Raw genomic sequence first — 13,604 nt, forward strand, 5'->3', positions numbered from 1 at the left:
AAAAGCCAGAATGTGACATCTGGTGGTAATAAGAAAGAAATTCGGTGGAGCGGTAGTTCAGTCGGTTAGAATACCTGCCTGTCACGCAGGGGGTCGCGGGTTCGAGTCCCGTCCGTTCCGCCACTTATAAAAAAATTATGCCTGCTTAATCAGCGGGCTTAATAATAAGCGTTATTTAGGGGCGTAGCTCAGTTGGTAGAGCACCGGTCTCCAAAACCGGGTGTCGCGAGTTCGAGTCTCTCCGCCCCTGCCATATAATGATCCTTTGCTTCGGCAAAGGATTTTTTTTGCCTAAAATTCCTCAAGTTATCCCCCAAATCTACAAAAGCGCATTACTGCGCTATAAGTGGTGTCTTTAATAACTCTTTGATTGTGCTTTGTTTATCACTATTTTGTAGCCAGATCGCATACAAAGGGCGCGAAAGTGTATTTGTATCGGGTACCTGGTAAATTCCTTCGCATTCTTTGGCCCATTCGATGGGTAAAAATGAACAGCCATTGAGCGGTGCCAACAATTTATAGGCTATTTGTGCTGAGCTAGTCGTTAGAACTGGAATGCTATCATTGTTGATAAGGCCCGCTTCATGTTGTTGAAAATCAGGACCCCACTCCAGACGTAAATACGTTAACCCTGTTTTTGAGCTTTGTTGTGAAGAAGAAAATAGTGCCAGGTTAAAATGCCCTAATAACTGGCATGAAAACTCGTCCATCTTTGGCGATTCCGTCGTGATCAGCAGATCAAGTTGACGTTCATGCAATTGTTTAACTAGCGACTGGCGTTGGGAAATACGGGCTTCAAATTGAAGTCCTTTGTGCTGTTGATACAGTGCAACAAGCCATTCAGAAAGCATGCATTCCCAAAGTGAGGAACTAGCACCAATCGTTAGCTCATTGTGCTGAGATGTGTTGGAAACTTCTTTTTTGGCAGCGAGCCAGGTATTCATGAGGTTTTCTGCATAAGGCAACAAACGCTCACCTGCTGTCGTCAGGCGAATATTATTACGATGACGAGTAAAAAGATTCACGCCGAGTTGATTCTCTAATTGACGAATTCTGAAGCTAACTGCTGATTGCGTTAGATAAAGAGCCTCTGCAGCCCGCCCAAAATGCCGCGTTCGGCTCACTTCTAGAAACGTTTTTAATAATTCAGTATCCACAACTCTCTCCCAAAAAAAATTTGTCGTTATGATTTAAATGTTTTGTTTGACGCTCTGTCAAGCGTAACTAATACTCCGCGCCATAAATAGCTCGACCAAGAGAATTAGGAGCGTGCAGGATGGCGGAAAGCTTTACGACGACTAATCGGTTTTTCGACAATAAACATTATCCGCGCGGGTTCGCTCGCCATGGTGATTTCACCATCAAAGAAGCCCAGTTATTAGAGCGTCATGGTTATGCGTTCAATGAGCTGGATCTTGGCAAGCGTGAACCTGGTACTGAAGAGGAAGTTCTGTTTGTAGCTGTATGCCGTGGTGAACGTGAGCCGGTGACAGATGCAGAACGTGTGTGGAGCAAATACATGGCGCGAATTAAGCGCCCTAAACGTTTCCATACCCTCTCGGGTGGCAAGCCGCAGGCGGATGCGGTTGAAGACTATACCGACAGTGATGATTAATAAAAATGGGGCGAAAGCCCCATTTTTTATCCTGTTAACTGTTGTAGATGAATGAGTAAGCGGTCAATCGCCCGATAGCTCAATGCTTCTAGAAGATGTTCCCTCTGTATCTGTTTATGTTCCTGAATATCTGCAATTGTTCGTGCAACTTTTAATAATCGATGCCATGCACGTACCGACAACCCCAACTTTGCCAATGTCTCTTCAAGCCACATGGCATCATTGTGCTCAATGACACAATGTTTTCTGATTTCATGGTTATCCAGTCTCGCATTTAACTTTTGCTGTCTCTCATACTGCCGCTGTTGTGTAGCGATGACTCTTGCTCTTACGTCTGCGCTACTTTCGCTGCTCACACCTGGATTACTTAGCATTCCAGGTGGCGGAAGTGGGATCTCTGCGGATAAATCAAATCTATCAAGAAAAGGCCCTGAAAGACGGCTAAGGTAGCGCAGCGTTTGTTCGGGTGTGCAGCGATTATGCTTACCTTGATAGTGACCTGTTGGACTTGGGTTCATCGCAGCCAGAAGTTGAAAATTGGCAGGGTAGCTAATTTTTGCACGGGTACGGGAAATATGAATTTCCCCTGATTCTATAGGCTCGCGTAATGCATCAAGCACACGGCGTTCAAATTCCGGGAGTTCATCGAGAAATAACACACCGTTATGTGCCAGAGATATTTCACCGGGTCTTGGTATTGAACCTCCACCAACCATTGCACTCAGTGAAGCGCTATGATGAGGCGCTCTGAATGGGCGCTGACGCCACTGTTGCTGTAACGAATGTGGATTGACCAGGCTTAGAATGGCAGCACTCTCCAGCGCTTCACTGTCGCTTAAAGGGGGGAGTAAAGTATTCAGTCGGCTGACCAGCATGGTTTTACCCGTTCCTGGAGGGCCAATGAGTAATAGGTTATGCCCACCAGCCGCGGTGATCTCTAGCGCTCTCTTCCCCTGAGACTGACCAAAAATTTCATTAAGGTCTTGCCGATATTCAATGTGTTGCTGCTGCCGTTTTTCTGGAGCTGATAATTCGGCTCTGCCTTCAAGGAATGCGCAGACTTCAGTGAGGTGGTTTGCAATAAGGCAGCCAGCTTGTGTGATCAAACTAAGTTCAGCGGAGTTTTCATCGGCAACGATTATTTTCTTCCCTGATTTTAAAGCCTCCATAGCAGATGAAATTGCGCCTGGGACGCCTCGTAACGCACCAGTAAGCGCGAGTTCACCAACGAACTCATATTCACTTAACTTATCAATAGAGAGCTGCTCAGACGCTGCCAGCAATGCCAGAGCAATAGGTAAGTCATACCTGCCACCTTCCTTAGGAAGATCTGCCGGCGCGAGATTTATCGTGATTTTCCGGGCAGGGAAGGTATAGCCACTATTGATGATGGCACTTCGCACTCTGTCTCGCGCTTCACGGACTGTCGTTTCCGGCAAGCCCACAAGCGTCAAACCTGGTAACCCCTGGCTGATATGAACCTCAACGGTTACCAAAGGAGCGGCAATTCCTAATGCTGCCCTTGTATTAACAACTGCCAGTGACATAGTTCTTTCCTCTGGGGTGAGCTTTTATCCTGTCAGTTTGCTAATCCTGCTGAAAGCGGTGAAATAATGTTCCTCGTAATGCCTTCCAGACTTTCGGGTGAGATTTCTTTTTTGAAAATTATTCTGCGATGCGCTTCGCAAAAGATTTATTTCTGGAAGAAATTTAGGGAAAGCGAATAAGAATTCGCTCTATATGAAATATTTTCACTATCTCGTTATATGCTGAAAACAAATAGATTTTCTATTAGCTAATTTTTGTAGCGTCTTTCTTGCCATAAAAAAATCTTGTGCTTGTCTCTGACTCTGTGATAACTCTGTAGGCATTACTTCGAACAAGTAGACAGAATAAACAAACATGAAAGCCCTCCTACAAGTGATTAGCCTGGTCGTGATTAGCGTGGTGGTGATTATTATCCCACCGTGCGGGGCTGCACTTGGAGAAAGAAAGGCTTAAAAATCAAGCCTGAATCGAAAAGAACCCCCGCACCGAAAGGTCCGGGGGTTTTTTGTTGGGCAAAGAAACTCGGAGAGAAACAGATGATGCGTTACAGAATAAAATGCTGTTTCTCCGATAATGCGACGGGGAACTAACTATGAATGGTGCACAGTGGGTGGTACATGCGTTGCGAGCGCAGGGTGTAGAGACAGTTTTCGGCTATCCGGGTGGCGCAATCATGCCCGTCTATGATGCGTTGTATGACGGTGGGGTCGAACACTTGCTCTGTCGCCATGAACAAGGCGCAGCAATGGCAGCCATTGGCTATGCACGTTCTACTGGAAAAACAGGGGTTTGCATTGCCACTTCCGGGCCTGGTGCAACCAACCTAATCACTGGCCTTGCCGATGCGCTGTTAGACTCCGTTCCAGTCGTTGCCATCACAGGCCAGGTCGCCGCCCCATTCATCGGTACCGATGCGTTCCAGGAAGTGGATGTTTTGGGATTATCCCTCGCATGCACCAAACACAGTTTCCTTGTTGAATCATTCGATGATTTACCTCGCGTTCTTGCAGAAGCCTTTGAAATTGCAAACTCTGGTCGTCCGGGCCCCGTGTTAGTGGATATCCCTAAGGATATTCAATTAGCACAAGGCGATCTGGAGCCGTGGTTATCGACTGTTGAAGATGATTTTGAAATGCCGCATGCCGAGCTGCAACAGGCATGCGAAATGATAGCGAATGCTCGCAAACCGATGTTGTATGTCGGTGGCGGAGTTGGCATGGCTCAGGCGGTTCCTGCGCTGCGTGAATTCATCTCCGTTACTAATATGCCTTCCACCGTGACCCTGAAAGGTTTGGGTGCGGTGCCTGCTGATCATCCGTTTTATACCGGCATGTTAGGTATGCACGGCACCAAAGCAGCTAACCTCGCGGTGCAAGAATGCGACTTGCTGATTGCCGTCGGCGCCCGTTTTGACGACCGTGTTACCGGAAAATTGAATACCTTTGCCCCTCACGCGAAAGTGATCCATATGGACATCGACCCGGCTGAATTAAGTAAATTGCGCCAGGCACACGTTGGGTTGCAGGGGGATTTGGTCCAGTTATTACAGGCGCTGCAGCAACCGCTGGATATCGCGGACTGGCAGCAAGAAGTAGCCACTTTGCGCGCTAATAACCCATGGCGCTACGATCATCCTGGCGAAGCCATTTTTGCCCCGTTATTACTGAAACAAATCTCTGACCGCAAGCCGCAGGAATGCGTGGTGACCACTGACGTGGGCCAGCACCAGATGTGGACGGCTCAGCATATGTCATTCACACGTCCGGAGAATTTCATCACTTCCAGTGGCCTGGGAACGATGGGTTTTGGTCTGCCCGCAGCCGTAGGCGCACAGGTAGCCCGGCCGAACGATACGGTTATCTGTATCTCGGGTGACGGCTCTTTCATGATGAACGTTCAGGAGCTGGGCACTGTAAAAAGAAAACAGCTGCCGTTGAAAATCGTTTTACTGGATAACCAACGTTTAGGAATGGTACGCCAGTGGCAGCAGATGTTTTTCTCAGAACGATATAGTGAAACCAATCTCTCCGATAACCCCGATTTCCTCACGCTAGCCAGTGCCTTCGGTATCCCAGGTCAACACATTACTCGTAAGGACCAGGTAGAAGCCGCCATCGATACGATGCTTAACAGCGATGGCCCATACATGCTTCACGTCTCGATAGATGAGTACGAAAACGTCTGGCCGTTGGTGCCACCAGGTGCCAGTAACTCTCAAATGCTGGAGAAATTATCATGATGCAACATCAGCTCGCAGTAACGGCTCGTTTTCGCCCGGAGACACTGGAACGCGTGTTACGCGTGGTGCGTCATCGTGGTTTTCAGGTCTGTTCTATGAACATGGTCACGGTGGGGAACACTGACGATATTAATATTGAATTGACCGTTGCCAGCCTGCGCCCAGTCGAATTACTGTTTAGTCAATTAAGCAAACTGGTTGACGTTGGACGCGTCGAAATCCAGCAACAAACAACACAACAAATCCGCGCCTGAGCGCAGAAGGAAGAGAACAATGACAACGAAGAAAGCTGATTACATCTGGTTCAATGGTGAGATGACGCCGTGGGGCGAAGCAAAGGTCCATGTAATGTCCCATGCGCTGCATTACGGCACATCGGTCTTTGAAGGCATCCGTTGCTATGAATCTCACATTGGCCCAGTGGTGTTCCGCCATCGTGAACACATGCAGCGTTTGCGTGATTCAGCAAAAATCTATCGTTTCCCTGTATCACAAAGTGTTGATGAGCTGATGGAGGCTTGCCGTTCTGTTATCCGTAAAAACAACCTGACCAGCGCGTATATCCGACCGTTAGTTTTTGTGGGTGACGTCGGTATGGGCGTGAACCCGCCAGACGGCTACACCACTGATGTGATCATCGCAGCCTTCCCGTGGGGTGCATACCTCGGCGCAGAAGCGCTGGATCAAGGGATTGACGCAATGGTTTCCTCATGGAACCGAGTGGCGCCAAACACTATTCCTACTGCGGCGAAAGCCGGTGGTAACTACCTTTCTTCCTTGCTGGTTGGCAGCGAGGCTCGTCGTCATGGTTATCAGGAAGGCATTGCGCTGGACGTGAACGGTTACTTGTCAGAAGGTGCGGGTGAAAATCTCTTTGAAGTGAAAGACGGCATCCTGTTTACCCCGCCATTTACCTCTTCCGCGCTGCCGGGCATTACCCGTGACGCCATCATTACGCTGGCGAAAGACCTGGGTATCGAAGTACGTGAACAAGTGCTGTCCCGCGAGTCCCTCTACCTGGCCGACGAAGTATTTATGTCGGGTACTGCCGCCGAAATCACGCCAGTTCGTAGCGTTGACCGTATTCAGGTAGGCGAAGGCCGCTGTGGCCCAATTACAAAACGCATTCAGCAAGCATTCTTTGGCCTGTTCACCGGCGAAACCGAAGACAAATGGGGCTGGTTAGATCCAGTTAACCAATAATTAACGACAAATTTTTACCGAAATAATTCGTGCTACAGGAAGGCGGCAACGCAGCGAATCTCCAGGAGCTTACTGAAGTAGGTGACTGGAGAGAGTAAGGCTACCAACGCATCTGTGGTGCGAATTATGATGGGAAACAGACTGGAGTAAATAAGCATGCCTAAGTACCGTTCAGCCACTACCACCCATGGCCGTAATATGGCGGGTGCCCGCGCATTGTGGCGCGCAACCGGGATGACCGATGACGATTTCGGCAAGCCAATTATTGCGGTAGTTAACTCCTTTACGCAGTTCGTGCCAGGCCACGTTCACCTGCGCGATTTGGGTAAACTGGTTGCAGAGCAAATCGAAGCATCGGGCGGTGTGGCGAAAGAGTTCAACACCATCGCGGTGGATGATGGTATCGCCATGGGCCACGGCGGCATGCTTTATTCTCTGCCGTCACGTGAGCTTATCGCTGACTCCGTGGAATATATGGTCAACGCGCACTGCGCCGACGCGATGGTTTGTATCTCCAACTGCGACAAAATCACCCCAGGGATGTTGATGGCCTCTTTGCGCCTGAACATTCCGGTTATTTTCGTTTCCGGCGGCCCGATGGAAGCCGGGAAAACCAAGCTCTCTGACCAAATCATCAAGCTCGACCTGGTTGATGCAATGATTCAGGGCGCAGACCCGAAAGTGAGCGACGAGCAAAGCGAGCAGGTAGAACGCTCTGCATGCCCAACTTGTGGCTCTTGCTCCGGTATGTTCACGGCTAACTCCATGAACTGCCTGACCGAAGCGCTGGGTTTATCTCAGCCGGGTAACGGTTCTCTTCTGGCAACACACTCAGACCGTAAAGAGTTGTTCCTCAATGCCGGTAAACGTATCGTCGCTCTGACCAAACGTTATTACGAGCAGGATGATGAAAGTGCTCTGCCACGTAGCATCGCCAGCAAAGAAGCGTTTGAGAATGCCATGACGCTTGATGTCGCCATGGGTGGCTCAACGAATACCGTTCTGCACTTACTGGCAGCAGCTCAGGAAGCAGAACTCGATTTCACCATGACCGATATCGACCAGCTTTCTCGTAAAGTGCCACAGTTGTGTAAAGTCGCACCGAGTACCCAGAAATATCATATGGAAGATGTGCACCGTGCGGGTGGCGTAATCGGTATTTTGGGCGAGCTGGATCGCGGTGGCTTACTGCATCGCAATGTGAAAAACGTTCTGGGTCTGAACCTGACGCAAACGCTGGAACAGTACGATGTCATGCTGACTAAAGACGAAAGTGTGAAAAGCATGTTCTCCGCAGGCCCGGCCGGTATTCGTACCACGAAAGCATTCTCACAATCTTGCCGCTGGGATTCTCTGGATGTTGACCGTCAAAACGGTTGTATCCGTTCGAAAGAACATGCTTACAGCCAGGAAGGTGGTTTGGCTGTGCTGTACGGTAACTTCGCAGAAAACGGCTGTATCGTGAAAACGGCTGGTGTAGACGATGAAAGCCTGGTATTCCGCGGGCCTGCAAAAGTTTACGAAAGCCAGGATGATGCTGTTGAGGCAATCCTTGGTGGCAAAGTGGTAGCGGGTGACGTGGTTGTTATTCGTTACGAAGGGCCAAAAGGCGGGCCGGGCATGCAAGAAATGCTTTACCCAACAACCTTCCTGAAATCTATGGGGCTTGGTAAAGCGTGCGCACTGGTTACCGATGGGCGTTTCTCCGGCGGTACTTCCGGTCTTTCTATCGGCCACGTTTCTCCGGAAGCGGCAAGCGGTGGCAATATCGCGCTGATTGAAGATGGCGACATGATTGCCATTGATATCCCGAACCGTGGGATCCAACTGCAATTGAGCGATCAGGAAATGGCCGCTCGCCGTGAAGCACAAGAAGCTCGCGGCGACAAAGCCTGGACTCCACGCGCACGTGAACGCCAGGTTTCCTTCGCTCTGCGCGCTTACGCAATGCTCGCTACCAGTGCCGATAAGGGCGCGGTGCGTGATAAAAGTAAGCTTGGAGGCTAATGATGGCCGAGTCACAACCACTACCTGACGCCCCTTGTGGGGCGGAATATCTGCGAGCCATTCTGCGTGCCCCGGTTTATGAAGTCGCGCAGGTTACACCGTTGCAGAAGATGGAAAAGCTGTCGTCACGGCTGGATAACGTCATTCTGGTGAAACGTGAAGACCGCCAGCCAGTGCACAGTTTCAAACTGCGTGGCGCATACGCGATGATTGCCGGGCTGAACAGCGAACAAAAAGCCAGTGGTGTGATTACCGCTTCTGCGGGAAACCATGCTCAGGGTGTTGCGCTTTCTTCTACGCGTTTAGGCATCAAGTCTCTGATTGTTATGCCAGTCACTACGGCAGATATCAAAGTGGATGCGGTCAGAGCGTTTGGTGGAGAAGTATTGCTGTACGGCGCGAACTTTGATGAGGCGAAAGGGCGTGCCATCGAGCTTTCGCAGCAGCAGGGGTTCACCTATGTACCTCCGTTCGACCACCCGGCAGTCATCGCCGGGCAGGGCACGCTGGCGCTTGAACTGCTGCAACAAGACGCCCATATCGACCGCATATTTGTACCGGTTGGCGGCGGTGGTCTGGCAGCAGGTGTGGCGGTGCTTATCAAACAGCTGATGCCACAAATCAAAGTGATTGCTGTTGAAGCGGAGGATTCTGCCTGTTTGAAAGCGGCACTTGATGCGGGCAAGCCGGTTGATTTGGCGCGCGTCGGTTTGTTTGCTGAAGGTGTTGCGGTTAAGCGTATCGGCGATGAAACATTCCGTTTGTGTCAGGAATATCTCGACGACATCATCACGGTGGATAGCGATGCTATCTGCGCTGCGATGAAAGATTTGTTCGAAGATGTTCGTGCGGTCGCTGAACCGTCTGGCGCTCTGGCGCTGGCAGGGATGAAAAAGTACATCCAGCAGCACCAGATCCGTGGTGAACGCCTCGCGCATGTTCTATCTGGTGCGAACGTTAACTTCCATGGCCTGCGTTACGTTTCCGAGCGTTGCGAGCTGGGTGAACAACGTGAGGCATTGCTGGCGGTCACCATTCCTGAGCAGCAAGGCAGCTTCCTGAAATTCTGCCAAGTGCTGGGCGGGCGTTCTGTCACTGAGTTTAACTATCGTTATTCCAGCTCGGCAGAAGCCTGCATCTTTGTGGGTGTGCGCCTGACTCGTGGTGTTGAGGAACGACAAGAAATTATCGCACTGCTTAACGAAGGTGGTTACGGCGTTGTCGATCTTTCTGATGACGAAATGGCGAAACTGCATGTGCGCTACATGGTGGGCGGGCGTCCGTCTAAACCACTGCTTGAGCGGTTGTACAGTTTTGAATTCCCAGAATCACCGGGTGCTTTGCTGAAATTCCTGCAAACGCTCGGCACGCACTGGAATATTTCGCTGTTCCATTACCGCAGCCACGGCACGGATTATGGCCGCGTACTGGCGGCATTCGAACTGGGCGACAATGAGCCCGATTTCGAAACTCGAATCAATGAGCTGGGTTACGATTGTCATAACGAGACAAATAACCCCGCGTTCCGCTTTTTCCTCGCGGGCTAAGTGCCGCTTAAAGCGGGAGATAACCTTTTCCCGCTTTATTTTTCATAATCCGCCGAGTTATTTCTCTGTCAACGAATCTCAACGATAAAAATGTGACGTAATTAATAATAAAATGCTCACCGCATTGCGCCAGCCTGAGTACATCTTTTGGGGGCAATATTTGTCGCCCGCTTGCTGCTCCTGAATTAACATTATCTCTAGTTAATTCTTAGCGGTTAGAGAGGATATTCGGATGTGAACGGATATAATTTATTCCCCGAATGAAAGTGCGCAAGGATGTGAATATTTTACGCCTCAGCTCACATTTCTGGATAAACATTATAATAATTCCACTGACTTTTTTTCTTCGATATTTTTGCTGCTTAAAGAGCAAGGCTACGTCCGGGACTCTTTTCTTGACGCCATCATCGCCCGTGAAAAGGCGTACCCTACCGCGCTGCCAACGCTGCCAACGCTGCCAACGCTGCCAACGCTGCCAACGCTGCCAACGCTGCCAACGCTGCCAACGCTGCCAACGCTGCCAACGCTGCCAACGCTGCCGGTGGCCATTGCGCTTCCTCATACCGATCCTCAGCACGTTATTCGCCCCTTTATCTCCGTGACGCGGCTGTCTACGCCCATTGCTTGGCAGGAAATGGGTAATGATGACAACACGCTTTACGTTCATTTTATTGTTTTACTTGGTTTTATTGACCACAGCAGCCACCTAACCGCGCTGCAAAAGCTCATGGACTGCCTTGCGGATGAAGAGGTTGTCCAGGCCCTACGCGAAATAGACGATGTAGAAACCTTTCTCTGTACCCTCACATCAAGACTGCAATTAGATAAGGATATATAAGATGAAAAAAGTCATTGTTGCATGTGGAAGCGGCGTTGCTACCTCACAAACGGTTGCCAGTAAAGTGCCCCGCTTATTGAATGAACGTCAGCAGTCTCATATCAAAGTTTAAGTCATCGACCTGAAATCGCTTGATAGCCATATAAAAGACAGCGCGGCTTATATCGCCATTACCAAAGTTGATAAGCAATATCCTATCCCGGTAATTAATGGGATTGCTTTTCTGACCGGCATGGGAATGGAGCAGGAATTACAAAAGGTTATTGATGCCTGCAAATAAGGTGTAGCTCTTTAATCCGTATAATTATTTTAGTGGAGAAGTGCTATGGACTTTCTTGGTGTAGTCATAAATTATATTCTGAATTTAGGCGCGCCGGTTTTTGTGCCCTTTATTATGCTATTAGCCGGGCTGGTGGTGCGGATGAAATTCCGCGATGCGGCCTCGGCGGCCATCACGCTGGGCGTCGCCTTCGTTGGGATGAGCATGCTGATTGGCTTTATGGTTGATGCCATCGGTGTTGCCGCGCAGACCATGATGAACCGTACTGGCCTTGAGCTAAGTATCGTCGACGGCGGCTGGACGACGATGGCGAATATCTCCTGGGCCTGGCCTTATGCGTTCGCCATGTTCCCGCTTCAGGTTGGCGTAAACATTGTGATGTTGATGCTGAACAAGACCAATACCTTCAACGCCGACCTCTGGAACGTCGGGGTCTTTGCTGAAAACCACATCATTGGTTTTATTCTGGGGATCCTGTTTGGGGTGATTGCGGGTTACAGCGTTGCGAAAACGCTGATGCTGGGTGTGCAGGCCTCAACGGCGCTGGTGCTGTTCCCGATGATTTCAAAGCTCTTCATGCAGGCGCTGTCACCGATCTCTGAGGCCATCAGCGACTATATGAATAAGAAATTCTCCGGTCGTAAGCTGTTCGTGGGTATCGACTGGCCGTTTATGGGCGGTGCAAGCGAGATCTGGTTTGCCATTATCGTTGCCATCCCGTTCACCCTGCTGTGGGCGCTGATTCTGCCGGGAAATAAGATCCTGCCGTTTGCTGGCATCATTAATATTGCGCTGATTGTTCCGGCCTATCTGGTGACGCGCGGTAACACGCTGCGCATGGTTATCCTGAGCATTATTGGCGTACCGTTTTTTCTGTTCGTTGGTACGCAGTTTGCGCCAATGATTACCGACCTCGGTCTGGCCACTAAAGCGATCACCATCCCGGCAGGGCAGCTGATTTCGAACAGCTCGATTGATGCGCCTGTCTTCACCTATGCCTTCTCTTTCCTGTTCAAATTCCTGGAAGGCAACTTTATCCCGCTGATCTTCGCGCTGTGGTGGGGCTGCGGCTACTTCTTCTACTCCCGCGAACTGCGTCGTGAAAGCAATCTGGCACAGCAGGAAGCCGAGCAGCAGGGAAAGGTTCAGCAGGCGTAATTCTGGGTTTCATGTTCGTGTCTGGCGGCAGGCTTTTCATTGCAGGAGAGTCGGCATGGCTATGGATAAACGCGTGGTTGCAGTGCTGGATGCCATTGTGAACGATTCCGGCATCACGGGGACGAAGCTTGAAGAGCAGTTTTGCCTGACGTGCAAACAGCTGAGCTATACGCTGAAAAAGGTGAATGACTACCTGGAGTCGAACCACTTCGACCGGATCAACCGCCTGAAAACCGGGAAGCTGCATATCCCGCGCCATGTGATTGAGCATTTTCGCCAGAATACGATTGTCAATGACCTGAAAAAGGTACGAGCTGAGGTTATCGAGCACGGGCTGGAGATAAGCTACGACTACCATATTCTTGGTGAGGAGCTGGAAAAACGCTACCTGCTGCTTAACTGTTTACGTCGGGTGCTGGAAATTCCGGTCGCAAAAAATATCCTCGCCCACTACAACAACGTGATGAGCGACTATCTGGAAAAGGTCGGCAACGTTTTTAGCGAAATTGAAAAGCGTTTTAAAATTCAGTTTACCGACCGTCAGCTTCAGGAGCTTATTTATTTTATCTGCTTTGTCCTGCACCGTATTGATTCAGGGAAAGGTCTGGTCAATATTCCGAGTAGCTACGCCGATATTATTGGCAGCAGAGAATTTACCCTGATGCAGAGCGTTATCAGTAAAATCAATATCAATAGTGAAAATGAACTGGTTTTCCTGACGGCACTGATCCAAAGTTCCAATATTCAAAGTATTGCCGATAAATATTTCCACCTGGATACGCTGCTGCTTGAAAGCGTGGTGGCGGTAGTCGACAACTTTGAGAAAATAAGCTGCGTCACTATCAAAGAGAAAAATGAGCTGATTGAAAAAATCTATCAGCACTGGAAGCCGGCCTATTACCATATTCGCTATCATCTGACCAATACCAGCAGCGTTTACGATCTGGTGGTGAAAGAGTTCAGCCATCTGCACGAGATGGTTCGCCGTGCGGCCGTGCCGTTCGCTGAAGGCTTTGGTTTCGATTAGCCAGGCATCTCAGGCCTGACTAGTCCTGATATAGGTTGACACTTTTCAGCCTTAAAATGCCTGATGAACTTCATCGGGCGTTTTGTATTTTAACGACAGATGCGGACGCCGGGTATTGTAGATTTCTACCGACTCCCTGACC

Annotated in this window: 14 protein-coding genes and 2 tRNA genes; 13 read left to right on the forward strand and 3 right to left on the reverse strand. The window is 49.8% G+C overall.

The genetic code is table 11. The annotated features are described in order from the left end of the window. The first annotated feature begins 46 nt into the window (after positions 1-46). Positions 47-123, forward strand: a tRNA-Asp gene (locus tag GC128_RS22670). A 54-nt stretch (positions 124-177) separates the two neighbouring features. Continuing rightward, positions 178-253 (forward strand) — tRNA-Trp (locus GC128_RS22675). Positions 254-332: 79 nt separating this feature from the next. Here the strand turns inward: GC128_RS22675 and hdfR are convergent. Further along, positions 333-1,187: an HTH-type transcriptional regulator HdfR gene (hdfR, locus tag GC128_RS22680; RefSeq protein ID WP_407643551.1), complete on the reverse strand. Its 855-nt coding sequence runs from the start codon at positions 1,185-1,187 to the stop codon at positions 333-335. A gap of 89 nt (positions 1,188-1,276) precedes the next feature. Here hdfR and GC128_RS22685 point away from each other — a divergent pair, with 89 nt between their 5' ends. Beyond that, positions 1,277-1,615, forward strand: a complete 339-nt coding sequence (locus GC128_RS22685; protein WP_151996167.1) for a DUF413 domain-containing protein — start codon at positions 1,277-1,279, stop codon at positions 1,613-1,615. A 26-nt stretch (positions 1,616-1,641) separates the two neighbouring features. On the opposite strand, the gene GC128_RS22690 is transcribed toward GC128_RS22685, so the two are convergent. Then, positions 1,642-3,162 carry a YifB family Mg chelatase-like AAA ATPase gene (locus GC128_RS22690; protein ID WP_151996168.1) on the reverse strand — a complete coding sequence of 507 codons (1,521 nt, stop codon included), beginning with the start codon at positions 3,160-3,162 and terminating at the stop codon, positions 1,642-1,644. A gap of 355 nt (positions 3,163-3,517) precedes the next feature. On the opposite strand from GC128_RS22690, the gene ilvL reads away from it, so the two are divergent. The 10 genes from ilvL to GC128_RS22740 all read left to right on the forward strand — a co-directional run bounded on the left by ilvL (position 3,518) and on the right by GC128_RS22740 (position 13,462). Then, entirely contained in the window at positions 3,518-3,616 is a 99-nt protein-coding gene (gene ilvL, locus GC128_RS22695) for an ilv operon leader peptide (protein WP_072009493.1), read from the forward strand. A 139-nt stretch (positions 3,617-3,755) separates the two neighbouring features. Further along, a complete protein-coding gene (gene ilvG / locus GC128_RS22700; protein ID WP_151996169.1) occupies positions 3,756-5,402 on the forward strand; it encodes an acetolactate synthase 2 catalytic subunit in 1,647 nt (548 codons plus the stop codon). Then, on the forward strand, positions 5,399-5,656 hold the full coding sequence (gene ilvM / locus GC128_RS22705) for an acetolactate synthase 2 small subunit (RefSeq protein WP_064515142.1): 258 nt from the start codon (positions 5,399-5,401) through the stop codon (positions 5,654-5,656). The genes ilvG and ilvM overlap by 4 nt, the downstream gene beginning before the upstream one ends. A gap of 19 nt (positions 5,657-5,675) precedes the next feature. Then, positions 5,676-6,605, forward strand: a complete 930-nt coding sequence (locus GC128_RS22710; RefSeq protein ID WP_151996170.1) for a branched-chain amino acid transaminase — start codon at positions 5,676-5,678, stop codon at positions 6,603-6,605. A gap of 156 nt (positions 6,606-6,761) precedes the next feature. Next, positions 6,762-8,612, forward strand: a complete 1,851-nt coding sequence (ilvD, locus tag GC128_RS22715) for a dihydroxy-acid dehydratase (protein WP_064561582.1) — start codon at positions 6,762-6,764, stop codon at positions 8,610-8,612. A gap of 2 nt (positions 8,613-8,614) precedes the next feature. Next, on the forward strand, positions 8,615-10,159 hold the full coding sequence (ilvA, locus tag GC128_RS22720; protein ID WP_151996171.1) for a threonine ammonia-lyase, biosynthetic: 1,545 nt from the start codon (positions 8,615-8,617) through the stop codon (positions 10,157-10,159). 247 nt (positions 10,160-10,406) lie between these two features. Beyond that, positions 10,407-10,997 carry a PTS sugar transporter subunit IIA gene (locus tag GC128_RS22725; RefSeq protein WP_226812250.1) on the forward strand — a complete coding sequence of 197 codons (591 nt, stop codon included), beginning with the start codon at positions 10,407-10,409 and terminating at the stop codon, positions 10,995-10,997. 1 nt (position 10,998) lies between these two features. Beyond that, a complete protein-coding gene (locus tag GC128_RS23215) occupies positions 10,999-11,109 on the forward strand; it encodes a PTS sugar transporter subunit IIB (RefSeq protein ID WP_226812246.1) in 111 nt (36 codons plus the stop codon). Positions 11,110-11,322: 213 nt separating this feature from the next. Further along, entirely contained in the window at positions 11,323-12,435 is a 1,113-nt protein-coding gene (locus tag GC128_RS22735) for a PTS transporter subunit IIC (protein ID WP_151996173.1), read from the forward strand. A 55-nt stretch (positions 12,436-12,490) separates the two neighbouring features. Continuing rightward, a complete protein-coding gene (locus GC128_RS22740) occupies positions 12,491-13,462 on the forward strand; it encodes a BglG family transcription antiterminator (RefSeq protein ID WP_226812248.1) in 972 nt (323 codons plus the stop codon). A 51-nt stretch (positions 13,463-13,513) separates the two neighbouring features. Here GC128_RS22740 and GC128_RS22745 read toward each other — a convergent pair. Beyond that, the coding region (locus GC128_RS22745; RefSeq protein ID WP_151993624.1) for an integrase core domain-containing protein at positions 13,514-13,604 on the reverse strand (91 nt) is incomplete at its 5' end.

Source organism: Buttiauxella massiliensis, assembly GCF_902500225.1.
GTDB classification, from domain to species: domain Bacteria; phylum Pseudomonadota; class Gammaproteobacteria; order Enterobacterales; family Enterobacteriaceae; genus Buttiauxella; species Buttiauxella massiliensis.